Origin of the sequence: Streptomyces sp. GDS52, from assembly GCF_052246875.1 — a bacterium.
Lineage (GTDB): Bacteria > Actinomycetota > Actinomycetes > Streptomycetales > Streptomycetaceae > Streptomyces > Streptomyces cathayae.
Genome location: NZ_JBQQCR010000002.1, coordinates 256524 through 280443, shown reverse-complemented (window position 1 = coordinate 280443; position 23920 = coordinate 256524). Strand labels below are relative to the sequence as shown.

The following is a 23920-nucleotide window of genomic DNA, read 5'->3' as shown; positions in this document are numbered from 1 at the left end:
TCTTCACGCATGTTTCCGCTTGGCCCGTACGGCACACCGCGTTCGCGGCTGCCAAGAGCCAGGGAATCAGGGCATCAGGACGAGGGGGTGGCCTGTCATCGATCCTAAAGCCGTCGGAAGGGGAGAGTGACTGTTCCCGAAGTCGGCGCGGGCACCGTGCGGTGCCGGGTGAGCCATCGGGGGCGTGGTGTTATGGAAGGTGATGTGCCGATTTTCAGGGGTGCTTCTTTGCAGTGCCGCTCCGGCAAATGGTGGGAACGTGTCGGAGTGTCCATGCGTCACTCGCGATTTCGGTGAACAATGCACACGATCCGCACACTCCGCCGGGGTCGCCCGGAGCGATGAGTTCTCGCGCGTTCCGCGGTCCAAGTCCGCCACGAGGCGACACCGCGCGGGCCGGCGGTCCACGTCTGCGAATCGACCGGACAGCCCGAGTACGGAACCCGCGGAGCCGGCGCACAGGGGACCACCGGGCGCACGGCACGGCGAAGGTCCTCGCCCCGGACCCGGTCTGTGAGGGGTGTGACCGGGCGGGGCGAGGACGGCTGCGTGCCGCAGGGCGTACCGGGCAGGCCGGGGCGCCGGTTCAGCCCTGCAGGCGGTACTCGATGATCGCGCCCGGGTTCTCCAGGGGGTCGGAGACCGGACTGCCCTGCGCGTCACGGACGGGGCCCGCGGAGTCGGTCACGACGAAGAGGGACCTGCCGTCGGCGCTGAACTCCGTGTCACGGAAGCGGTTGTGCTCCATGAGGAGCTCGGTGACCTTGCCGACGCCCTGGCCTCCCGGCGTGAGGTCGACGCGGTAGACGGTGCCGTCCTTGAGGGTGGTCATCACCAGGGAGTTGTTCCAGCCCGGGATGCCCTTACCGGTGGCTTCGGCGGACTTCCTGGACGTCCCGTAGTGCTCGAAGCTGGAGGGCGCGATGGTGGGCCAGCACAGGGACCACTCCTCGCCCCGCGCGCACCTGGGGTTCTGGAAGTTGAAGTCCGAGCCCACGGTGCCGAAGGTGTGGACCGGCTGGACGAAGGGCTGCTTGAAGTCGGTCTCCCGCTGGACGGGGACCGTCTTGGGGATCTCGAAGTTGCTGAAGGTCAGCTCGTCGCACGGCGTCGGCCACGAGGCGGACCAGTTGGCGTAGACGTACGCCTTGTCGTCGCGGTAGCCCGAGACGTTCGGCCAGCCGTAGTTGCCGCCCTTCTTCAGGATGTTGATCTCGTCGTCGGTCTTCGGGCCCTGCTCGTTCGAGTAGAGCGTGCCGTCGGGGCCGAAGGCCAGGCCCTGCGCGTTGCGGTGTCCGTAGGTGTAGACGTGGCTGCGCACGCCGCCCAGGACCGGGTTGTCCGAGGGGACCGAGCCGTCGGTGTTCAGCCGCAGGGTCTTCCCCTGATAGGCGATCCAGTCCCTGCCCTCGACTTCGTGGGCGGTGGGCAGCCGCATGGCGTAGCTGGGCTTGCAGGTGTTCCCGAACTGGTTCACCCCCTGGTCACCGATGGTGTAGTACAGCTTGCCGTCGGGACCCAGTCGCAGCCGTGCCGACTGGTGGTCGTTGCCGGCCGGCAGGCCGGCGATGACGGCCTTCGGGCTGTGCAGCCGCTTCCGGACGGGGTCGTAGGTGTAGCGCTCGATCTTGGTGCGGGCCTGCACGACCGGGGTGGGGTCGATGTCGTTGGTGTAGGAGAGGTACGCGTACACCTCGCCCGTCCCGCGCCGTTCCTCGATGGCGAGGCCGAGCACACCGTCCTGCCCGCCCTCACTGTGGACGGCCTGCGGCAGGCTGAGCAGGGTGGTTTTGGCACCGGTCTTCGGATCGACCCGGGTGACCTTTTTGCCGGTCTTCTCGGTGGCCCACAGGGACCCGTCGGGGGCCCGTACGATCTCGTAGGGGTTGTTCAGCCCGGTGGCCACGACGCGCTTGGCGAACATGCCAGGGGCGGGCGGTGTACTGGTGCGGGCGGGAGGGGAGACGGCGTCGGAGTCCGAGTCGCCCAAGGGGTCTCCACCGGTGACGGCGGCGCCGGTGAGGGAGGCGCCGAGGGCCAGGACGAGTGCGGTCGCCACCGGCCCGCGCAGTATGTGGTGCATGTGGTTCCTTCCAGTGAGGTCGCCCCTGTCCGAGCATCGCTTGGAGTAATCGATTCAGCACTCCGGGTGTCGCGACGTTCTGCCGTTCAGGTGACGGGGCGCCGTGGCCGGGAGGCGGGACATGCGCGAGAACCCGCCCGGTCGACGTCCGGGTGGGCGTGAAGAGCCGCTCCAACTCGACGAGTTGAGGGCCGGAGTGCCGGGGTGTCGCTGTACGCGGCGGCCGGCCCGGCGGTAAACCCAGGCTTCGGGGGCGCCCAAGGGGCGCGCCACCGGTGTTCACCCGATCGAAGTGCAAGGAGCGCCCCGCATCGTGGTTCGCCCGGATGGCTAGACTGCACCGGCAGTGCCGTACCGCCGAGCCGACCGCCCAGGAGTGCCCCGTGACCCACCGTTTCTCCTCGTGAGCCGGGGGCTCCGCATGGCAACGAACCGTACGGCCAAGAGCATCGCCACCCGTCAGCGATTCGTCGACGAAGCCCTGCGCCTCTTCAAGGAACAGGGGTACGAACGCACGTCCATGGCCCAGATCGCGGCCGCGGCCGGCAGCAGCCGGGCCAATCTGTACCTGTACTTCAACAGCAAGTCCCAGATCATCAGGGCCCGCATGGCCGAGATCGAGGCCGAGGTGGCCGAGCTCTACGCCGTACTGGACGGGATGCCGGGGCACACACCCGAGGCCATGCGGGAGTGGCTGGGCACCGCCCGTGAGATGTGGCTGCGCTACGCCACCGAGTTCGAGGCCGTCAACCAGGCCATGGCCATCGATCCGGACGTCCTCGAGGAGTGGCTGGGCCTGATCCGGCGCGTCTCGTCGGCCCACGCGTCGCTCCACCTGGACGGTGCGGCGGAGGACGAGCGGGTGGCACGCGAAGTGCACATGACCACGCTGATGATGAGCCTGGAACGCAACTTCTACTTCCTGTACATCCGCGGCCACAAGGAGCGGGAGGAGCTGATCCTCACCTCGCTGGCCCGGCAGTGGGCCCAGCTGTTCGCCGACTGACCGGACACAGGACTCCGTCGGGAAACCCGGTGAACGGGTTTCCCGACGGAGTGGGAGGAGGCAGTGAGCGGCCCGGCGTCAGCCGCCCAGCACCAGTCGGGGGCAGCCGGCCGCGGCCCGGGACACACAGATCAGCATGGTCCTGTCGGCCTCCTGCTCCGACGGGGTGAGGATCGAGTCCCGGTGGTCGGCCCGGCCATCGACGATGGGCGTCTCGCAGGTGCCGCACGTACCGGTCCTGCACGAGGAGACCACCGGGAGTCCGGCCTTCTGGGCGGCCTCCAGGATCGTCTCGTCCGCGCCGACCTCGACGACCGTCCCGGACTCGGCGAACTCCACCTGGAACGGTGTGTCGGGAACGGTCCGCACCACGGGCTTCGGGGCGAACCGCTCCAGGCGCAGAGAGTTCTTCGGCCAGTGGGCGGTGTTCTCCTCCACGGCCCGCAGCAGCGGCTCGGGGCCGCACGCGTAGACGAGCGTCCCCTCGCGCACCTCACCGAGCAGGCCGGGCAGGTCGATCAGCCCGAGCTCGTCCTGGGGGACCACCGTGACGCGGTCGCCGTGGGCGGCCAGCTCGTCGCGGAAGGCCATCGACGCGTGCGTGCGCCCACCGTAGACGAGGTCCCACTCGGCGCCGGCCCGCTCGGCCTCCCGGACCATGGGCAGGATCGGGGTGACACCGATGCCGCCCGCGATGAACAGGTAGCGGGGCGAGGGCAGGAGCCGGAAGTTGTTGCGCGGCCAGGACACGGTGACCCGGGACCCGACCGTCAGCGCGTCGTGCACCGCGGCCGACCCGCCCCGGCCGGCCTGCTCCCGCAGCACGCCGATGCGGTAGGAGGTGCGGTCCTTTGGGTCGGAGGACAGCGAGTACTGGCGCACCCACGGCTCACCGTCCCCGCCCGGCACATGGACGTCGACATGGGCCCCGGCCTTCCACGGCGGCAGTTCACCGCCGTCCGGATGGCTCAGGGTCAGGGCGACGACGCCCTCCGACGCCTCGGTGCGCTCCGTCACCTCCAGGGTGAGCGTGCGCACGGTCCGCGTCCGGGAACGCTCGACGTCCGCGACGTCCCAGCGCACCTGCAGGGAGCGGCGCACCGGGAGCAGGGCCATGCGCAGGAAGTCGAGCTCGTCCGTGTCCTCCGGGCGCAGCGACGGCAGCCGCTCGAAGAGCACCCGCAGCCCCGTGGCGCCCTGGACACGGGCCAGGGGGTTGCCCAGACAGGTGTGCCGTCCGGCCGTGAAGGCCAGGTGACCGGTGGGGTCGGGGCGGTGGATGTCGAACTCGAAGGGCCGCTCGACGTGCTCGGGATCGGTGTTGGCCGAGGCCAGCGCGACCCACACCATGTCACCGGCCGAGATGCGCACACCGGACAGTTCCACGTCCCGCGTCACCCGGCGCGAGGTGAACGTCGAGGACGGGCGCCGCCGCAGCGTCTCCTCGAAGACCCGGGGCCAGAGCTCCGGTTCGGCGAGCGCGTCCTCGAGCGCCTGCGGGTTCTGGGACAGGAAGAGCACCGCGTTGGTCATGGCCTGGGCCGTGGTGTCCGTGCCGGCCGCGGCGAACTCGGAGACGTGCAGGGCGATCTGGGGCGTGGGCAGCGCGTACGAGCCGTCCTTGGCCCGGGCCGACGCCATCACGGAGATGATGTCGTCGGCATCGGAGTCGCGTCGCGCGTCGACGATGGCACGCAGCTTCAGGTTGGCCTCGACGAAGCGGTCCCACACCTCGGACCGCGCCGGCTCGGGCAGCGGCTCGTGCGCGGACGACAGCACGGCGAACAGGTCGTCGCGCAACTGCCGCAGCATCGCCTCGTGTTCGTGGCCGAGACCCAGCAACGCCATGATGGTCTGGGTGGTCAGCTCCAGCGAGTACTCCTCGAGCAGGTTCGCGCAGCCGTTGCTCTCGAACCGGTCGATGATGCGGTGCGCCCTGGCCTCGATCTCGGGCTGCAGCCGGTCCATGCGCTCCTTGACGAAGCCCCGCTGCGCCACGGACCGCGTCTCGGTGTGCCCGGGCGGGTCCTGCCCCACGATCATCTTGGAGACGAGGTCCGGCGGGTAGACCTCCCGGTGCTTGGCCGGCACGTCCGCGGCCGAGTTGGCGGCCGAGGAGTAGGTCTGCCAGTCCGACAGGACGGTGAGGCAGTCCTCCCGCCGCGTGACGATCCACGCGTTCAGGTGCGGGTACCAGAACACCGGCGAGGTGTCCCGGACCGTGGCCAGATGAGCGGCCGGGTCCCGGTAGTAGTCGTCACCCATCGCGTCGAAACCGTGGGCGACGGGGCAGCGGCCCATGGGACGGGCCTCTTCCTGCAGTGACGTCATGGCCTGCTCCTTTCGCGGGTCAGACGCTGGTTGCCGCGGAGGCGGCGATCGAGGAGAGCTTCTGGAAGCGGGCGACGTTGTCGCCCTCGTCCATCACTCCGGAGGAGAGGAAGCAGAAGGACATGCCCGAGACCGGGTCCACCCACAGCAGGGACGAACCGGCGCCGTAGGAGCCGAAGGTGCGCGGCGAGACGAACGGGCCGAAGAAACGGGCGTGCGTCCCCGTGCCGGCGAGGGCCATGCCCAGGCCCATGTTGCCCGGCGGGAGGTCCCACTTGCGGGCGGCGGCGACCATGCCGTAGAGGTCGTTGATCTGGTCGCCGGTCTGGTTGGTCGTGGCGAAGTCCAGCACCGACTCACCGATGAGCTGCTCCCCGGAACCGGTGCGCCCCTTGTTCCGCAGCATCTCGGTGAACGCGAAGACGTCGTCGATGGTGGACACCGCGCCGACCCAGGGCATCTCGGCGTCCTCGCGGTCGATGACCTCGTTGAGGCACTCGATGTCCTCGGGCTTGAGCCAGGAGTCGTTGGCGACGATGACCTTCAGCGGAACGCCCAGGTCACGCCATTCGGCGGGCATCCCGAACCTGGTGTGCGTCATGCCGACGGGGCCGAAGACCTTCTCCTGCACGAGTTCCCGGAACGAGTCGGCACCGTAGGCGCGGCGGGCCATCTCGCCCATCAGCGCGTGGTTGATGGCCGCCGAGTAGTTCAGGTTCGTGCCCGGTTCGTGCACGACGTCGACGCCGCCCAGCGCCTCGATGACATCGGCGAGTACGGCGAAACCCTCCGGGCCCAGCCCCGGGTTGGGCGTCGCGGGCAGGCCGGCGCGATGCGTGAGCAGGTGGGCGAGGTTGATCCGGTCCTTGCGCGCCGCGCGGAACGGCTCGGTGCCGAAGAACTCGGGGATGAGGTCGACGACGCGGGTCGACAGCATCAGCCTGCCCTCGCTGAGGGCCCGGAAGACCAGGGCGTTGGTGAAGCCCTTGGACATGGACAGGATGCGGTAGACGTCGTCGCGCCGGGTCGGGCGGCCGGTTCGGGCGTCGGCCAGCCCGTAGCTGCCGCGCAGGGCGATCTCGCCGTGGCGGGCCACGATGACGTTCGCCCCGTGGTAGGCGCCGCTCTCGATGTCCGCGCGGATGGTCTCGTCCAGGACCTCGAGGAAGCGGCGCTCGACGCCGGGCGCCCCGGTGAGGGCGACCGCGGGCTTCGGGGCCTCGGTGTGCTGCACTGGATCTTCTCCGTCCGGTTGTCGATGGGGGTCAGAGCATGAGGGCGCCGCCGGAGGGCGCCAGGGTCTGACCGGTGTAGTGGCCCGCCGCGTCGGAGGCGAGGAAGAGGACCGTCCGGCCGATCTCGTCGGGCTCGGCCAGACGCTTCAGCGGCTGGAGGGAGAGCAGTGCCTGGACGTGGTCGTCGCCGGACGCCGTGAGCATGGCCGTCCTGATGCCGGCCGGGGCCAGCGCGTTGACCCGGATGTCGAAGGGGGCGAGCTCCGCCGCCACCGCCTTGGTGAGGCCCACGACCGCGGCCTTGGACGCCGGGTAGTAGGCGGGCATCGGCAGGCCGATGAGCCCCGCGACGGAGGCGAAGTTGACGATCGAGCCGCTGCCGCTCTCCTTCATCAGCGGTACGGCGGCACGGATCGTGTAGAAGGTGCCGTTGAGGTTGATCGCGACGACGCGGTCGAAGTCCTCGTCGGAGATGCCGTCCAGGAACTCGGGGTGGTAGGGCTCGCCGCTCTTGAAGGACTCGGTCATCCTCTGGTTGATCCCGTCCACCCACGCCTGCCCGGCCTTGTTCGGCGTGGCGACACCGGCGGCGTTCACGAGGACGTGCAGGCGGCCGTGATCCTCCCGGACCCGGTCGAAGACGCGGTTCACGGCGGCGGAGTCGGAGACGTCCGCGGCATGGCCCCGGACCCGCTCCAGACCGGCGAGCTCGCGGTCGAGGTCCTCCTGCCGCAGATCCTGCCGTACACCGTGGCACCGGCTCCCGCCAGGGCCTTCACAGCGGCCAGGCCCATGCCCGAAGCCGCACCGGTGACGACCGCGATCCTGCCGTCGAGTTCCATAGTCGATCCCCTCGTCGTTGAGGTGTGACCTGCCGATTCAGGGCAGGTCCTGCCTGCTGGCGGTGAAGTCCGGTCAACCTAACCAAGAATTTGACACCTGTCTAGGTTTGGTTCTCGAGGGGTTGTCCGGTGCCGGGATCCGATGGTTCGGACCGACGGGGTGCCCTGGTTCGATTCCACTGGGCGGAAGAGGGTTCTGGCCGGGCGGCTCGGACGGACGCAGAATGTCGCCCATGTCCTCCTCGCGCATTCACAGCCGTACACAGATCGGCATCGTCGGGGCCGGCCCCGCCGGCCTGATGCTCTCCCACCTGCTCGCCCGGGCCGGGATCGATTCCGTCGCGATCGACCTGCGCAGCCGCCGGGAGATCGAGGAGACCCACCGCGCCGGGATCCTCGAACAGGACTCGGTCGACCTGCTGGTCGGCACCGGCGTCTCGGACCGGGTGCACCGCGACGGTTACCGCCACGACGGCATCGAGCTGGCGTTCGGCGGGGGCGGCCACCGCATCGACTTCCAGGGACTGGTCGGCGCCTCGACCCAGCTCTACCCCCAGACCGACGTCTTCATCGATCTCGCCGACGCCCGCGAACGCGACGGCGGCGACGTCCGGTTCGGCGTCACCGACGTCACGGTCGACGGCCTCACCTCCGACTCCCCGGTCATGCGGTTCACCGACGCCGACGGCACCCGCCACGAGGTGCGCGCCGACTTCCTGGTGGGCGCCGACGGATCGCGCAGCCTGTGCCGCCGCGAGGTGCCGGAGGCGCGGCGCACGCAGTACTTCCGCGAGTACCCCTTCGCCTGGTTCGGCATCCTGACCGAGGCGGCGCCCAGCGCGCCGGAGCTGATCTACAACCACTCGCCGCGGGGCTTCGCGCTGATCAGCCAGCGCACCGAGACACTCCAGCGGATGTACTTCCAGTGCGACCCGGCGGAGGACGCCGCCACCTGGTCCGACGACCGGATCTGGGAGGAGCTCCAGTCACGCGTCGGGGCCAACGGCCACACGCTCAAGGAGGGGCCCATCACCTCCAGGACCGTGCTGCCGTTCCGCAGCTTCGTCCAGGAGCCGATGCACCACGGCCGGCTGGTGCTCGCCGGCGACGCCGCGCACACCGTGCCGCCGACCGGCGCCAAGGGCCTCAACCTGGCCCTGGCCGACGTACGGGTACTGGCCGAGGAACTCGAGCGGGCGGTCGCGAGCGGTGACACCGCCCCGCTGGCGACCTACAGCGAGCGGGCCCTCGGCCGGGTCTGGAAGGCCCAGCACTTCTCCTACTGGATGACCACGATGCTGCACACGCTGCCGGGGGCCGGCCCGTTCGACGTCCGGCGCCAGGAGGGCGAACTGGCCGCGGTGACCGGCTCGACCGCGGGCTCGACCTACCTCGCCGAGGCCTACACCGGCTGGCCGGAAGGACGATGAACGAGATGAACACGGCACTGCCCCGTCAGAGCCCCACCGCCAACCAGCTCGGCACGGACGTCACCGGCCATCTGCCCGACCGCGCCGGCGTGCCCGGTACCGCGGGCTTCCGGCCCGAGGACGACGCCGTGTGGCGCCTGGCCGTCGACCACCTCCACGTGCGGAGCAACGACGGCCACACCGCCTACTCCTACGGCCTCGCCGCGGCCCTGTGCGACCTGCATTCCGGTGCCGACCGCGATGTCGTGCTGCCCGCGATCATCCTCCACGACACCGGCTGGTCGAAGGTGCCCGAGGACGAGGTTCTCGAGGCCATCCGTCCCGGCGGGGGCCGCCGCGACCTCGTCCTGCGCCACGAGAAGGAGGGCGCCGCGATCGCCGCGGACATCCTCGCCCGGCTCGGCCACGATCCCGCGCGGACGGCCGAGATCGTCGAGATCATCGACGGCCACGACACCCGGCTCACCGCGCTCTCCCTCAACGACTCGCTGGTCAAGGACGCCGACAAGCTCTGGCGGCTCACCCCGCACGGCGTGGACACCGTCATGGACTGGTTCGGGCTGACCCGCGAGCAGGCGCACACGCTGATCGGCAGCCGGGTCCACGACCACCTGTTCACCGACACCGCCCGCACCATGGCCCGCGCCCTCGCCGCGGTCGCGACGATCGACAGCACGCCCCAGCGGATCGCGCTCGGCTGAGACGGGCGGGGAACCTCCGGCCGACGGGCCGTGCCCGTGCGGGGCACGGCCCGCCCCACGTGCTCGACGAGCCACCCACCGTGCGCGACGATGGCATTTCGACGATCTCTGGAGGTCCCATGCGCGGTGACGGCCGCACGGTGACCTCGAAGGCGTTCGCACTGCTCAGCGCCTTCGAGAGCGGTCCCAACGCGCAGTCCCTGAGCGACCTCGCCGAGCACGCCGGCCTGCCCCTGCCCACCGCGCACCGTCTCGTGAGGGAACTCGTCGAGTGGGGCGCGCTGGAACGTGACGAGCAGGGCCGCTACACCGTGGGTCTGCGGCTGTGGGAGGTCGCCCAGAACGCCGGCCGCCATCTGCGCGACACCGCGCGGCCCTACCTCCAGGACCTGTTCTCCCTCACCCACGAGACCGCGCACATCGCGATCAGGGACGGCGACGAGGCCCTCTACATCGACCGGATCTACGGCTCCACCCGGGTCCCCCGCGCCTCCCGCGTCGGCGGCCGTCTGCCGCTGCACGCCACCGCGGTCGGCAAGGTGCTGCTGGCCTACGAGGAGGAGTGGGTGCGCGCCGCGTACCTCGACCACCGGCTCGAGGCGGCCACCCGGCACACCCACGTCAACCCCGGACGGCTGGCCGCGGAGCTGCGCAGGGTCCGCGACGAGGGCTACGCGACCACCCAGGAGGAGGTGCGCGCCGGATCGTGCTCGATCGCCGTCCCGGTCCGCATCGAACCCCACCCGGCCGCCATCGGCCTGGTCATGCTGTCGAGCGACGGAAGCACCATGACCCGCCACCTGCCGGCCCTGCGAGGCATCGCGCGCCGCATCGAGGCGGCCGCCGTCCGCCCCCAGCCCAGCCTCGCCCGCATCCCGCGACGGCCGGGCCGCGGACGCTCCTGACCTTGCGCGGGCCGCCTCGGTGCGGCGCGCGAACCACTTCCGTCCAACGGAAGTCACACATGGACCTTCCAGGTGCCCGGGGCCACGATGAGGTGGTCGTCACACGGCGACGTGATGAACAGGAGGCGGGATGACGTCGACCCAGACCCCGGCCGGCACGGCTCCGGGCTGTCCGATCCATCACGGCTACGAGCCGTTCGCCCAGGACGACCCGTTCCCGTCGTACGCCGCCCTCCGCGCGGAGGAGCCGGTGATGTACGACGAGCGGATCGGCTACTGGGTGGTGAGCCGCTACGACGACATCAAGGCCGTTTTCGAGGACTGGGAGACCTTCTCCTCCGAGAACGCCCAGGCGCCGGTGCGTGAGCGCGGTCCGCAGGCGAAGCAGATCATGGAGGAGGGCGGCTTCACCGCCTACTCCGGCCTCTCCGCCCGGGTCCCCCCGGAGCACACCCGGATCCGCAAGGTCGCCGCCAAGGCGTTCACCCCGCGCCGGTTCAAGGTGCTCGAACCCGAAATCCGCGCCAACGTCGTACGGCTGCTCGAAGCGATGCTGGCCCGCCCCGAGCGCCACGGCGACCTGGTCCGGGACCTGGCCTACGACGTACCGACGATCACGATCCTCACCCTGATCGGCGCCGACGTCTCGCAGATCGACACCTTCAAGCGCTGGTCGGACTCCCGCTCGGCCATGACCTGGGGAGACCTCTCCGACGAGGAACAGGTGCCGCACGCCCACAACCTCGTCGAGTACTGGGCGGAATGCCGCCGGCTGGTCGCCGAGGCCCACGAGACCGGGCGGGACAGCCTGGTCGGCGACATGGTCCGGATGCAGGCGGAGGGCGACCCGATCAGCGACCACGAGATCGCCTCGGTCTGCTACTCACTGCTCTTCGCCGGGCACGAGACCACCACCACACTGATCTCCAACGCCCTGCGGGTGCTGCTCTCCCACCCCGAGCAGTGGCGTCGGACCGTCGAGGACCCCCGTCGCATCCCCGGCGCGGTCGACGAGGTGCTGCGCTACAGCCCCTCCATCGTCGGCTGGCGCCGAAAGGCCCTGCGCGACGCCGAGATCGGCGGTGTGGCGGTCCCGAAGGGCGCCGACATCCTGCTGCTGATGGGTTCGGCCAACCGCGACGCGTCCCGCTTCGAGGACGCCGAGTCCTTCGACATCGGCCGGGCCAACGCCCGTGAGCACCTGTCCTTCGGATTCGGCATCCACTACTGCCTCGGCAACATGCTGGCCAAGCTCCAGGCGAAGATCACGCTCGAGGAGACCGCCCGCCTCGCCCCCGGCCTCCGCCTGGCCGACGACTCCGACATCCACTTCGGTGACAACCTCTCCTTCCGCGCGCCCGCCGCGGTCAGGGTGACTTGGGAGGACTGACCCGTGAACGACTCCATCGTCTTCTTCGACAGCGGCCACGCGCCGACACTGGCGCTGCTCGGCGGCAAGTGCGCCTCGCTGGTCTCCATGACCACCGCCGGCATGCCCGTACCGCCCGGCTTCGCCGTGACCACGGTCGCCTTCGACCGCTTCGTCGACGGCAGCGGCCTGCGCGAGGAGATCCAGGCCGCCCTCGCCGAGATCGACCCCGACGACGTCGCGTGCGTCGACCGGGTGTCGGCGAGGATCCGGGCCGCGATCGAGTCCCGGGACGTCCCCGACGACATGCACGGCATGCTGCAAGGCGCCTACGACACCCTGATGGCGCGGTTCCCCGAGGAGGTGCCGGTCGCGGTCCGCTCGTCCGCGACCGCCGAGGACCTCCCCGACGCCAGCTTCGCCGGCCAGCAGGACACCTACCTCTGGCTCACCGGCTACCCCGCCGTGCGGGAACACGTGCGACGGTGCTGGGCCTCGCTCTACACCAGCAGGGCGATCACCTACCGGCTGCGCAACAACATCCCCGAGCAGGACCTGTCGATGGCCGTCGCGGTGCAGAAGATGGTCAACGCCCGCTCCTCGGGCGTCGCGATGACCCTCGACCCCGTCAACGGCGACCGCTCCAAGATCGTGATCGACGCCTCGTGGGGGGTCGGCGAGATGGTGGTCTCCGGACAGGTCACCCCCGACAACATCCTGCTCGACAAGGTCATGCTCACCGTGGTCGGCGAGCACCTCGGCGACAAGCACGCCGAACTCGTCCCCGACCCGCGGACCGGCTCGCTCGTCGAACGCGAGGTCGAGCCGGACCGCCGCGCGGTGCGCTGTCTGACCGACGACGAACTGCTCGCCGTCGCGGCCCTGGCCAAGCGGGCCGAGAAGCACTACGGCTGCCCGCAGGACGTCGAGTGGGCACTCGACGCCGACCTGCCCGGCGGCGAGAACCTCCTGCTCCTGCAGTCCCGCCCGGAGACGGTGCACTCCGCTGCTCCGGCCGCCCCGGCCGCCCCGGCCGCTCCCAGGGCCTCGGGCCCGGCCGGCTTCTCCATGACCGGTCTCACCTCCTCCCTCATTGGCCGCTGAGCCCGAACCGCAGAGGAACCCGCATGACCATCGAACAGACGATGAAGTCTTTCCCGAAGCCCTCGGAGATCGAGGTGCCCGCCGGTGCGGAGGGGTGGGAGAAGCTCTACCCCTACCACCTCGTCTTCGACAACGCCCCCGGCGGCGACGAGAAGTTCTGGTTCTGCGACAGCCAGCACTGGCCCACGGTGTTCAAGCCGTTCGAGACCATCGGCGGTGAGTTCGCGGTCAAGTGTCTCGGCCAGTACAACACCCGCCACCTGCTGATCCCGCCGGCGAACGGCATCGAGTTCAAGATCCACCTCGGCTATCTGTACATGAGCCCGGTGCCGGTGCCGGAGGGCGAGATCGCCGCCCGCGTACCGGAGTTCGAACGCCGCGCCGGCCACTACTTCCAGAACTGGGACAGCCTGCTGGAGGCCTGGCACTCCAAGGTCCGCGCCACGATCGACGAGATGGAGGAACTCGGGTTCACCGCGCTGCCCGACGCCGTGCCGTTCGACGACATCGTCTCCGGCAAGGCCATGGACGGCTCCCAGGTGCTGATGGAGAACTACGACCGCCTGATCGCCCTGCTCTACCGCAACTGGCAGTACCACTTCGAGTTCCTCAACCTCGGATACCTCGCCTACCTCGACTTCTTCGGCTACTGCAAGGAAGTGTTCCCCGGCATCCCCGACCAGGCCATCGCGAAGATGGTGCAGGGCGTCGACATGGAACTGTTCCGGCCCGACGACGAGTTGAAGAAGCTCGCCGTCAAGGCCGTGGAGATGAAGCTCCAGACGGCGTTCGCCGACCCCGACGACGTCGAGGGCACCCTGCGGACGGTCCGCGACGCGGGGGGCGAGGAGTGGCTCGCGGCGTACGAGGCCGCGCAGGACCCGTGGTTCAACTTCACCGTAGGCAACGGCTTCTACGGCCACGACAAGTACTGGCTGGAGCACCAGGAGATCCCGCTCGGCTACATCAAGGACTACATCCGGCGCGTCGACGAGGGGCAGGACATCATGCGGCCCGTCGACGCGCTGATCGCCGAGAAGGAGCGGATCGTCGGGGAGTACCGCGACCTGCTCCAGGGGGAGGCGCAGGAGCAGTTCGACGCCAAGCGCGGTCTCGCCGCCACCGCCTACCCCTACGTCGAGAACCACAACTTCTACATCGAGCACTGGACCATGGGCGTCTTCTGGCGCAAGGTCCGCGAGCTCGCCCGCGTGTTCACCGACGCCGGCTTCTGGGCCGAGCCCGCCGACATGCTCTACCTCAACCGCAACGAGGTGCGCGACGCGCTCTTCGACCTCGTCACCGGCTGGGCGGTCGGCGCCGAGTCGGCCGGACCGCACTACTGGCCGGCCGAGATCGAGCGGCGCCGCGGCATCATCGACGCGCTCTCCACCCGCCGTCCGCAGCCGGCGCTCAACACCCCGCCCGCCCAGATCACCGAGCCCTTCACGATGATGCTCTACGGCATCACCACCGACCAGGTACAGCAGTGGCTGGCCGGGGACGAGGGCGGTGACGACGGTGCCATCACCGGCATGGCCGCCTCGCCGGGCGTGGTCGAGGGAACGGCCCGCCTGATCACCTCCGCCGACCAGCTCGGTGAGATCCAGGACGGCGAGATCCTCGTGGCCACGATCACCGCGCCGTCCTGGGGCCCGATCTTCGGCAAGATCAAGGCGACCGTCACCGACATCGGCGGCATGATGAGCCACGCCGCCATCGTCTGCCGCGAGTACGGCCTGCCCGCCGTGACCGGCACCGGCTCGGCCTCGACCACCATCCGCACCGGCCAGCGTATCCGCGTCGACGGCACCGCCGGCCGTGTCGAGATCCTGGAGAGCTGAGCCACCATGTCGCTCCCTCACCCTCAGGCGTCCGCCCGCACCGTCCTCGTGACCGGTGCCGCGGGCGGCCTGGGCCGGGCCTTCGCCCTCGGCTTCGCCGGCCGTGGCTACCGCGTCGCCGTCGCCGACCTCGACATCGACGGCGTCAAGGAGACGGCCCGCCAGGTCCAGAACACCGGGGCCGACGCCTGGCACGGGCGCGTCGACGTCACGGACACCGACTCCACCGAGGAACTCGCCGCCCGGGTCGCGGACTTCGGCGGCGGCCGGATCGACGTCCTCGTCAACAACGCGGCCGTGTACGGCACCGTCACCCGCTCGCCGCTCGAGGACATCGACCCCGCGGAATGGGACCTCGTGATGGCGGTCAACCTCAAGGGGCCGTGGCTGATGACCCGCGCCGTCAGCCCGCACCTGCCCGAAGGCGGCCGGGTCGTCAACCTCTCCTCGGCCACCGTCTACAGCGGCTCGGAGAACTGGGCGCACTACGTCGCCTCCAAGGGCGGCGTCATCGCGCTCACCCGGGTGATGGCCAAGGAACTCGGCCGCCGCTCGATCACCGTCAACGCGATCGCGCCGGGCTTCACCCTCACCGAGGCGAGCCGCGGCCTGCTCGAGCACGCCGAGTCCTACGGCGTCGACCGCGGCTCCCTGCGGCGGGCCAGCCGGCCCGAGGACATCGTCGGCGCCGCGCTCTACCTCGCCGGCCCCGACAGCGACTTCGTCACCGGCCAGACCCTGGTCGTCGACGGCGGCCGCCAGTTCATCTGACCTCGAACCAGGAGGAAAGTCATGCCCCAGGTCACCTATACCGACCACACCGGCGCGTCCCGCACGGTGGCGGCCAACGTCGGCGACTCGGTCATGGAGACCGCGGTCCGCAACGGCGTCCCCGGCATCGTCGCCGAGTGCGGCGGCTCCCTGTCCTGCGCCACCTGCCACGTGTACGTCGACCAGGACGCCCTCGACTCGCTCCCGCCGATGGAGGAGATGGAGGACGAGATGCTCTGGGGCGCCGCCGAGGACCGTCAGGACAACTCCCGTCTCTCCTGCCAGCTCAAGGTCACCGACGGCTGCGACCTGCACGTGACCACCCCGACCACCCAGGTGTGAACGACCATGGCTGACGGACTGCTGATCATCGGCTCCTCGCAGGCCGGCGTCTCGCTCGCCACCTCCCTGCGCGCGCTCGGGTACGACGACCCGATCACCCTGCTCGGCGACGAGAACCACCGCCCCTACCAGCGGCCCGCCCTGTCGAAGGAATGGCTGCAGGGGGAGATCACCAACGAGTCGCTGATGTTCCGCACCCAGGAGTACTGGGACGAACACCGCATCGACGTGGTGAAGAACGAACGCATCATCCGCATCGACAAGAACGACGACGGCTCGGGCGTCGCCCACTCCATGTCGGGCGCCGACTTCCCCTTCGACCGGCTGGCGCTGGCCGTCGGCGCGCGGGCCCGGCGGCTGCTGCTCGACGGCGTCGACCTGCCCGGCGTCCTCTACCTCCGCAACGCCGACGACGCCCTCGAACTCAAGGCCCGGATACCCGACGTACGCGACGTGGTCGTGATCGGCGGCGGCTTCATCGGCATCGAGGCGGCCGCCTCCCTGACCAGGATGGGCCGCTCGGTCACCCTGCTCGAGGCGGCGCCCCGGCTGGTGCCGCGGGCCGTCGGCGAGGAGACCTCGGCGTACCTCCTCGACCACCACCGGGCCACCGGCATGGACATCGTGCTCGGCGCCTCGGTCCGCCGCATCGTGCCCCGCGGCGACCGGGTCGGCGGCGTCGAACTCGCCGACGGCCGGACGGTCCCCGCCGACCTGGTGCTGGTCGGCGTCGGCGTCATCCCCCACACCGAACTGGCCGAATCGATCGGCCTGGTGTGCGACAACGGTGTGCGGGTCGACGAGTCCGCCCTCGCCTCCGACGGGGTCACCGTCGCCGTCGGCGACTGCGCGAACCTGCCCAACCCCGTCCCCGGCGCCCCCGCCGGCGACCGGGTGCGCTTCGAGAGCGTCAACAACGCCGTCGAACAGGCCAAGGTGGCGGCCTACGCCATCACCGGCCGCCGCGAGGAGTACGCGGGCATCCCGTGGTTCTGGTCCAACCAGGGAGACATCAAGCTCCAGATCGCGGGGCTGTCCACCGGGTACGACCGCACGCTGGTCCGCGCCGACCCGGAGCGGGGAAAGCACTCGGTCCTCTACTACCGCGGTGATCGCATCCTCGCCGCCGACTGCGTCAACCACCCGCTGGACTTCATGGCGGTCCGGGGCGCGCTGGCCAAGGGCCTGTCCATCCCCCACGACGCCGCCGCAGACCCGTCCGTCCAGCTCAAGTCCGTGACCGTCGACCCGGCCGCCCTGGTCGCGGCCGACTGAGAAGGGAACCCCATGCCCACCGCGCTGCCCCCCGAGCGCCCCGTACCGGCGCCCGGACCGGTCGACACCTCACCCATCTCGTTGACCCCGGCCCCCGGCGACGATCTCGACCCCATATGGAAGGCGGTCGTCCCCGAGACCCGCACCCGCGCCAACGACATCCACCTGCCGATCTCGCTGGCCTATGCCGAGCGGCTGTGCGACTCCTTCCCCCACGCCGACCGGCTGCTGGTGCGCGTGGCGATCCAGCTGCACGACACCGGGTGGGGGAGGGTCGACGAGGAGCGCATCCTCTCCGAGGGCTTCTCCGGCGACTGGCGCAAGGCCGAGATCCGGTTCGAGCACGAGAGGCAGGGCTGCGCGATCGCCCGTGAGGTGCTGCCCCCACTCGGCTACGACGACACGTTCGTCCAGCAGGTCTGCGACATCATCGACGGGCACGACACCCGCAAGGAGGCGTACTCGCTGGAGGACGCGCTGGTCCGCGACGCCGACCGGCTGTGGCGCTTCGACCCCGCCGGGATCGCGCTGGCCTCCGGCTGGTTCCGCATGGACCCCGCGGCCTACAGCGACCGGCTCGAGACGGAGATCATTCCCGAACTGCTCACCGCCCCGGCCGTCGCCATGGCCACCGCCACCCTCAACCGCTCGCGCGCCCTGCTCAAGACGGCCGTGATCCGATGAGCGCCACCGATGCCAGGCCGGCGACCGGACGGACGGCGCCCACCCGGCCGGAGCCCCGCTGGACCCATGTGGACGATCTCTACGCCGACGGCGCCTGGATCCGCTCGACCGCCGCTGCCCGGCTGCCGTTGGTCGATCCGGCCACCGGCCGGGAGTGGGGATCGGTCCCGGACTGCTCGGCCGACGACGTCGACGCCGCGCTGTCCGCCGCCGACCGGGCCTTTCGCACCGGCCCGTGGCCGCGGACCACGCCGTCGCAGCGGGCCGCACTGCTGCTGCGGATCGCCGACGAGGTCGAGGCCCGCGCCGCCGACACGGCGCTGACCAACACCCTGGAGAACGGCTCACCGATCAGCGAGACCCGCGGCGCCGCCGCGAACGCGGCGGGCATCCTGCGGCACGTCGCCGGACTGGCGTCCTGGCTCGAGGACGAGGACGTACGGCCGTTCCCGGCGGGGGGCGCCGAGACCGTCGTACGCAGGGACCCGGTGGGCCCGTGCGTGCTGATCGCGCCCTGGAACTTCCCGATCAACCTCATGGTGGTCAAGCTGGCGCCGGCCCTGCTCGCAGGCTGCACGGTCGTCATGAAACCCGCGCCCGGCACATCGCTGTCGATCCGGTTCGTGGTCGAGGCGTGCGAGGCCGCCGGTCTCCCGCCCGGGGTGGTCAACCTGGTCACCGGCGGCGGTGAGGCCGGCGACCGGCTGGTGCGCCACCCGCTCACGGCCAAGGTCGCCTTCACCGGGTCGACCCCGGTCGGCCGCCGGATCGCGGCCGCGTGCGGCGAACTGCTGCGACCGGTCACCCTCGAACTCGGCGGCAAGTCCTCGGCGATCGTGCTCCCCGACGCGGACCTCGAGCAGATGTCCGCGGCGCTGATCCGCACCTGTCTGCGCAACACCGGGCAGACCTGCTACGTCTCCACCCGCATCCTGGCCCCCTCGGAGCGCTACGAGCAGGTGGTCGACATGGTCACCCGCACGGTCGGGGCCGCCCCGCAGGGCGACCCCTTCGACGAGCGCACCGTGTTCGGACCCATGGCCTCGCGGGCGCAGTACGAGGCGGTGTGCGACCACCTCGAGTCGGCCCACGAGGAAGGGGCGCGAGCGACCGTCGGCGGACGCCCCGCCGACACGGAGCGGGGCTGGTTCATCGAGCCGACGGTTTTCGCCGACGTCACCCCCGGCATGCGGATCGCGCGCGAGGAGGTCTTCGGGCCGGTGGTGAGCGTCCTGCGCTACGACGACGTCGACGAGGCGGTCGCCCTCGCCAACGACACGTCGTTCGGGCTGGGCGGCGTGGTGTTCTCCGCCGACCGCGAGGCCGCGCAGGCGGTCGCCGAACGCATGGACACCGGATCCGTCGGCGTGAACTTCTTCGGCTCCAACCACAACGCCCCCTTCGGCGGGCGGCACGACTCGGGGCTGGGTGTCGAGTACGGGATCGAGGGCCTGTCCCAGTACGTCACCTTCAAGTCGATCCACCGCCGTACCGGCTGACCCCCCGGCAGGCCCGCCGGCCGGCACGGCCCGCGACGAGCGGCGACCGCGACGGCATCCCACTGGAGAAGGAGGCGGTGAAGGGGGCGCCTGGGGCAACTGGATTTCCCCGAAAGCCGGTTGAGGGCTGTTCAGCTACGGCGTCACCCCCTCGGACAAGTACGTCACTCCCTCGAAGCCCGACATCCGTACCGCGTTCTCCTCCGTCCTCGGACGATGACCCCTGGGCGCCCTCGACGCCGGCCGTCGTGCGGCGCCCGGCTGTCAGTGCCCGGTGCGAGACTGCGGGGCATGACGAACCCGGAATCGAACCTGAACCCGAACCCCGACCTGGAACAGGACCCGAAAGCGGACCTGACCCGATATCTGCAGGACGCCAGGGAAGCCCTGGTGTGGAAGCTCGAGGGGCTCTCGGAGTACGACGTCCGCCGCCCGCTGACACCCACCGGCACCAACCTGCTGGGGCTGGTCAAGCACGCCGCCGGAGTGGAACTGGGGTACTTCGGCGACGTGTTCGGCCGGCCCTTCTTCCGGAAGGATCCGCCGTCCTGGTGGTACACGCAGGACGCCGAACCCAACGCGGACATGTGGGCCACCGCGGACGAGTCACGCGAGGAGATCGTCGGGCTCTACCACCGGGCGTGGGAGCACGCGGACAGTACGTTCGCCGCGCTCCCGCTCGACACCGTCGGTCATGTGCCGTGGTGGCCGAAGGAGCGGAGGGAGGCCACGCTGCACCACCTCCTGGTGCGGGTGATCGCCGACACCCACCGGCACGCCGGCCATGCGGACATCGTGCGGGAGCTCATCGACGGGGCCGTCGGCTGGGGGAAGAGGGCGAGCGATCTGCCGTCCGGTGACGCGGCCTGGTGGGAGGCCCACCGGGCCCGGCTGGAGCACGCGGCGAGGGAGGCGGACAGCCGCCGGCCGACCGAGGCGTAGCAAGCCCGACAAATCCTCGCGGCGGCACGGATCTTGACGGGCAGTCGGCTGTGCGGAAGGTCTGGACAGCCGACTGCCGACGTGTTGTCATTCCGCTGCACAGTGAATTTCCAACGTTGGAATAGCGTCCGGCCGTCGCGGCTCCGGCTCCGGTGCCGTGCCGTACCGGTGGTTCCGCGTGGGCCGCCGGTGAACACCCCCTGCCCGCCCGGCCGTCGACCTGACGCGGTCCCGTTTCGTCCTGTCCCCATGCCCCCTGCGCGAGGAAAGGTTCGATGACAAGACAACACACCCGCCCGAGAGCCCGGTGGTGGGCTCTGCTGACCGCCGCGGCCCTGCTCCTGCCCACGGGCGCGGCAGTCCCCGCCGCGGCGGCGGCGGAGCCCGTGAGCACCGGCACGTCCGCGCGTACCGCCGGTGCGGCGGCCGATGCCGCCGTCGAGCCACACGGCCTGAAGGGCGAGTACTTCAGCATGTCGGCGCCGGGAGCACGGGATTTCGCCGTGCTCGGCGGCACCCTCCTGGAGTCGCAGATCAACTTCTCCGGCCTGACGAGTACGTTCGAGGAGCTGACCGGGAGGACGGAGCACACGACCGCCCGCTGGACGGGGCAGATCGAGGCGCCGAAGACCGACGACTACACGTTCCACGCCATCGGGGACAACGGATTCCGGCTCTTCATCGACGACAAGCCGGTCATCGACCACTGGGAACCGGACTGGGACAGGGAACAGACCAGCGAGCCGGTCAGGCTCACCGCCGGTGAACGGCTCACCTTCCGGCTGGAGATGTTCCAGGACTTCGGCGGGTCGAACATGTTCCTGCGCTGGTCGAGCCCGACGACGCCCAAACAACTCGTCCCCGAGTCGGCGTTCACACCGCCCGCCGGCTTCGAGGTCTTCCCGGTGGACCTGTCGGTCGCCGCGGACGGGAAGCGGCTGCGCGCCCGCTTCGAGGACCGGGTCGGGGACCTCGCCGAGGTCGCGGAGCACCTGAAGATCGAGGCCGACACCACCGCCATGCCGGTCACGTCGGCGAAGGCGGTACCCGGCGACCGCAGCTCCCTCCTCGTCACGCTCGCGAAGCCGATCCAGAAGAACCAGCAGGTCCGGTTCACCTACGACGGCGAGGGCGGCCTGACGGCCGGCGGCAAGACCGTCCCCCGGATCGTCCGCTACGCGACGAACACCTCCGAGCACCGTCTCACCACCAAGTGGGGCGACACGCTGGACAGGAAGAACCCGCTGCCGGAGTACCCCCGTCCGCAGCAGGTGCGGTCCCAGTGGAAGAACCTCAACGGGACCTGGCAGTTCAGTGGCGCCGAGGCGGGCGAGCAGCCGGTCTTCGGCAAGAACCTGGACGAGAGGATCACCGTGCCGTTCCCCGTCGAGTCCCAGCTGTCCGGGCTCGAGCGGCACGAGGACCACATGTTCTACCGCAAGCTCGTCGAGGTGCCGAAGAGCTGGAAGGTCGGTGAGGGCAAGCGGCTGAAGCTCCACTTCGGCGCCGTGGACTACCAGGCCCGCGTCTGGGTCAACGGCCGGAAGGTCGCCGAACACACCGGCGGCTACACCGCGTTCAGCGCCGACATCACCGACGCGCTCAAGGGCAGAGGGGCGCAGGAGGTCGTGGTCGCGGTCACCGACACCGGCGGCGCCGACCAGCCGACGGGCAAGCAGCACACCCGTCCCAGCGGCATCTTCTACACCCAGTCGTCCGGCATCTGGCAGACGGTCTGGATGGAGCCCGTCGCCGAGCGGGCCGTTGACAACGTCGTCACCACACCGGACATCGGCAACAGCAGCCTGGCGGTGACCGTCGAGTCCGAGAGCGCCTCCTCGAAGGCGCGGGTGGAGGCCGTCGCCCGTGACGCCCGCGGCAAGGTCGTCGGCAGGGTCAGCGGTCCGGCCAACCGCGAGCTCCGGCTCCCCGTGGCGAAGCAGCGCCTGTGGAGCCCCGACGACCCCTACCTCTACGACCTCGACGTCAGGCTGACCGACGGCCGGTCGGCGGACGAGGTCACCGGCTACTTCGGCATGCGCGAGATCGGGATCGAGGAGGTCGGCGGCTACCGGAAGCTGGTGCTCAACGGAGAGCCCGTCTTCTCCCTCGCCACCCTCGACCAGGGGTTTTGGCCCGACGGCCTCCACACCGCCCCCAGCGACAAGGCACTGGCCTTCGACCTCGAGGCGCACAAGAAGCTCGGCTTCAACGCCGTCCGCAAGCACATCAAGGTGGAGCCGGCCCGCTGGTTCCACCACGCCGACAAGCTCGGCCTGCTGGTCTGGCAGGACTTCGTCTCCGGGAACCTCACCAGCGAGACCGGACAGAAGGCCTTCGTCGACCAGGGCCGCGCGATGATGCGCCAGCACCACAACTCGCCCTCGGTCATCGGCTGGATCGTCTTCAACGAGGGCTGGGGCGAGTGGAACCGCGAGGAGAGCGGCCGCCTCGCCGAGTCGGTGAAGGCCGCCGACCCCTCCCGCGTCGTCAACGCCCACAGCGGTGTCAACTGCTGCAACTCCAAGGGTGATTCGGGCAAGGGCGACATCATCGACCACCACGACTACAACAACGAGGACCCGCCCTTCCCCGACCACCGGGCGGCCATGGACGGCGAGCACGGCGGCTTCACCCTGCGCACCCCGGGCCACATGTGGCCGGGCACGCCGACGGTGATCTACAGCGGCGTCGCCGACAAGGAGGCACTGACCCGCAAGTACGTGGAGAACACCGAGCGGTTCTACCTCGACCAGGCCGCCGCCGAACTCTCCGGTTCGGTGTACACACAGATCACCGACCTGGAGAACGAACTGAACGGCCTCTACACCTACGACCGCCGGGAGATCAAGGTCGACCCGGTCCGGGTGCGCGAGGCCAACCGCAAGGTGATCGCGGCCGGCGCCGCCGCGGGCGAGCGGGAGCAACTCAAGGGCGGCGGCCACTGGGCCCTCGACGAGGGCACCGGCACGATCGCGAAGGACGGCGGCCCCAACGGCAAGCCCCTGACGCTCACCGGAGGCGCCGGCTGGACCCCCGGTGTCAGCGGCAGCGCGCTCGAGTTCGACGGGCAGGGGCAGCACGCCGAGACCGACGGCCCCGTGCTCGACACCACCGGCAGCTACTCGGTCGCCGGCTGGGTCAGGCTCGACTCGCTCCCCGGCAACTACGCCACCGCGATCAGTCAGGACGGGCGGCGCCAGGCCAGCCCCTTCTACCTGCAGTACGGGCAGGGCGCCTTCGCCTTCAGTACCCCCGACGGGAAGCGCGCCAGGCTGGAGACGAAGCCGGACACGGGCCGCTGGTACCACCTCGTCGGTGTGCGTGACGCCGCGCGGGGCGAGATCGACCTCTACGTCGACGGCGTTCCGGCGGCGACCGCCACCGCCGGCCCCGCCTATGTCGGCTCGGGGCCGCTCGCCGTGGGCCGTGCCCAGTGGAACGGCACCGACACGGACTTCTGGGACGGCGCGGTGGACGAGGTCCACGCGTTCGACAGGGCCCTCACCGCCGAGGAGGTGAAGGCCCTGCACGACCGGGAGGAGCCGTGACCGGCC

General features: G+C 70.5%; 19 protein-coding genes. 15 read left to right on the top strand and 4 right to left on the bottom strand.

Annotated elements, in window-relative coordinates; genetic code table 11:
- Positions 1 to 586: 586 nt before the first annotated feature.
- Positions 587 to 2083, bottom strand: coding sequence for a glucose/sorbosone family PQQ-dependent dehydrogenase (locus tag ACTWJ9_RS31775; protein WP_279337713.1), 1497 nt, complete (start codon positions 2081 to 2083; stop codon positions 587 to 589).
- A 421-nt stretch (positions 2084 to 2504) separates the two neighbouring features.
- Between ACTWJ9_RS31775 and ACTWJ9_RS31770 the strand changes: the two genes are divergently transcribed.
- Positions 2505 to 3089, top strand: coding sequence for a TetR/AcrR family transcriptional regulator (locus ACTWJ9_RS31770; protein WP_279337714.1), 585 nt, complete (start codon positions 2505 to 2507; stop codon positions 3087 to 3089).
- Positions 3090 to 3167: 78 nt separating this feature from the next.
- Here ACTWJ9_RS31770 and ACTWJ9_RS31765 read toward each other — a convergent pair whose 3' ends face one another.
- The 3 genes from ACTWJ9_RS31765 to ACTWJ9_RS31755 are packed head-to-tail and all read right to left on the bottom strand — an operon-like array spanning position 3168 to position 7306.
- Positions 3168 to 5420 carry a cytochrome P450 gene (locus ACTWJ9_RS31765; RefSeq protein ID WP_279337715.1) on the bottom strand — a complete coding sequence of 751 codons (2253 nt, stop codon included), beginning with the start codon at positions 5418 to 5420 and terminating at the stop codon, positions 3168 to 3170.
- A 19-nt stretch (positions 5421 to 5439) separates the two neighbouring features.
- The gene (locus ACTWJ9_RS31760) at positions 5440 to 6654 is read right to left on the bottom strand and encodes a serine hydrolase domain-containing protein (RefSeq protein WP_387035351.1); all 1215 of its coding nucleotides are present in this window, start codon (positions 6652 to 6654) and stop codon (positions 5440 to 5442) included.
- A gap of 31 nt (positions 6655 to 6685) precedes the next feature.
- Positions 6686 to 7306, bottom strand: a complete 621-nt coding sequence (locus tag ACTWJ9_RS31755; protein WP_443296072.1) for an SDR family NAD(P)-dependent oxidoreductase — start codon at positions 7304 to 7306, stop codon at positions 6686 to 6688.
- Between the two features lie 27 nt (positions 7307 to 7333).
- On the opposite strand from ACTWJ9_RS31755, the gene ACTWJ9_RS31750 reads away from it, so the two are divergent.
- The 14 genes from ACTWJ9_RS31750 (at position 7334) to ACTWJ9_RS31685 (ending at position 23914) form a co-directional block, all read left to right on the top strand.
- A complete protein-coding gene (locus ACTWJ9_RS31750) occupies positions 7334 to 7525 on the top strand; it encodes a hypothetical protein (RefSeq protein WP_443296070.1) in 192 nt (63 codons plus the stop codon).
- 205 nt (positions 7526 to 7730) lie between these two features.
- A complete protein-coding gene (locus ACTWJ9_RS31745) occupies positions 7731 to 8927 on the top strand; it encodes a 4-hydroxybenzoate 3-monooxygenase (RefSeq protein WP_443296069.1) in 1197 nt (398 codons plus the stop codon).
- A complete protein-coding gene (locus ACTWJ9_RS31740; RefSeq protein WP_443296068.1) occupies positions 8924 to 9628 on the top strand; it encodes an HD domain-containing protein in 705 nt (234 codons plus the stop codon). Before ACTWJ9_RS31745 ends, ACTWJ9_RS31740 begins: the two co-directional genes overlap by 4 nt.
- Positions 9629 to 9747: 119 nt before the next feature.
- Entirely contained in the window at positions 9748 to 10533 is a 786-nt protein-coding gene (locus tag ACTWJ9_RS31735; RefSeq protein ID WP_279337722.1) for an IclR family transcriptional regulator, read from the top strand.
- A 130-nt stretch (positions 10534 to 10663) separates the two neighbouring features.
- Positions 10664 to 11923, top strand: coding sequence for a cytochrome P450 (locus ACTWJ9_RS31730; protein WP_388707693.1), 1260 nt, complete (start codon positions 10664 to 10666; stop codon positions 11921 to 11923).
- A gap of 3 nt (positions 11924 to 11926) precedes the next feature.
- Positions 11927 to 13006, top strand: coding sequence for a PEP/pyruvate-binding domain-containing protein (locus ACTWJ9_RS31725; RefSeq protein ID WP_388707696.1), 1080 nt, complete (start codon positions 11927 to 11929; stop codon positions 13004 to 13006).
- 23 nt (positions 13007 to 13029) lie between these two features.
- Positions 13030 to 14850, top strand: a complete 1821-nt coding sequence (locus ACTWJ9_RS31720) for a PEP-utilizing enzyme (protein WP_443296067.1) — start codon at positions 13030 to 13032, stop codon at positions 14848 to 14850.
- 6 nt (positions 14851 to 14856) lie between these two features.
- Complete coding sequence (locus tag ACTWJ9_RS31715; protein ID WP_443296066.1) at positions 14857 to 15621, top strand: SDR family NAD(P)-dependent oxidoreductase; 765 nt, start codon at positions 14857 to 14859, stop codon at positions 15619 to 15621.
- A 21-nt stretch (positions 15622 to 15642) separates the two neighbouring features.
- Positions 15643 to 15963 carry a 2Fe-2S iron-sulfur cluster-binding protein gene (locus ACTWJ9_RS31710; protein WP_279337728.1) on the top strand — a complete coding sequence of 107 codons (321 nt, stop codon included), beginning with the start codon at positions 15643 to 15645 and terminating at the stop codon, positions 15961 to 15963.
- Between the two features lie 6 nt (positions 15964 to 15969).
- Entirely contained in the window at positions 15970 to 17238 is a 1269-nt protein-coding gene (locus ACTWJ9_RS31705; protein ID WP_279337729.1) for an NAD(P)/FAD-dependent oxidoreductase, read from the top strand.
- 12 nt (positions 17239 to 17250) lie between these two features.
- On the top strand, positions 17251 to 17922 hold the full coding sequence (locus ACTWJ9_RS31700) for an HD domain-containing protein (protein WP_279337730.1): 672 nt from the start codon (positions 17251 to 17253) through the stop codon (positions 17920 to 17922).
- Positions 17919 to 19421, top strand: coding sequence for an aldehyde dehydrogenase family protein (locus ACTWJ9_RS31695; protein WP_388707701.1), 1503 nt, complete (start codon positions 17919 to 17921; stop codon positions 19419 to 19421). The genes ACTWJ9_RS31700 and ACTWJ9_RS31695 overlap by 4 nt, the downstream gene beginning before the upstream one ends.
- Before the next feature lie 291 nt (positions 19422 to 19712).
- Positions 19713 to 20363, top strand: a complete 651-nt coding sequence (locus ACTWJ9_RS31690; RefSeq protein ID WP_279337732.1) for a DinB family protein — start codon at positions 19713 to 19715, stop codon at positions 20361 to 20363.
- Positions 20364 to 20638: 275 nt separating this feature from the next.
- On the top strand, positions 20639 to 23914 hold the full coding sequence (locus ACTWJ9_RS31685) for a LamG-like jellyroll fold domain-containing protein (protein WP_388707704.1): 3276 nt from the start codon (positions 20639 to 20641) through the stop codon (positions 23912 to 23914).
- The last annotated feature ends 6 nt before the right edge of the window (positions 23915 to 23920 follow it).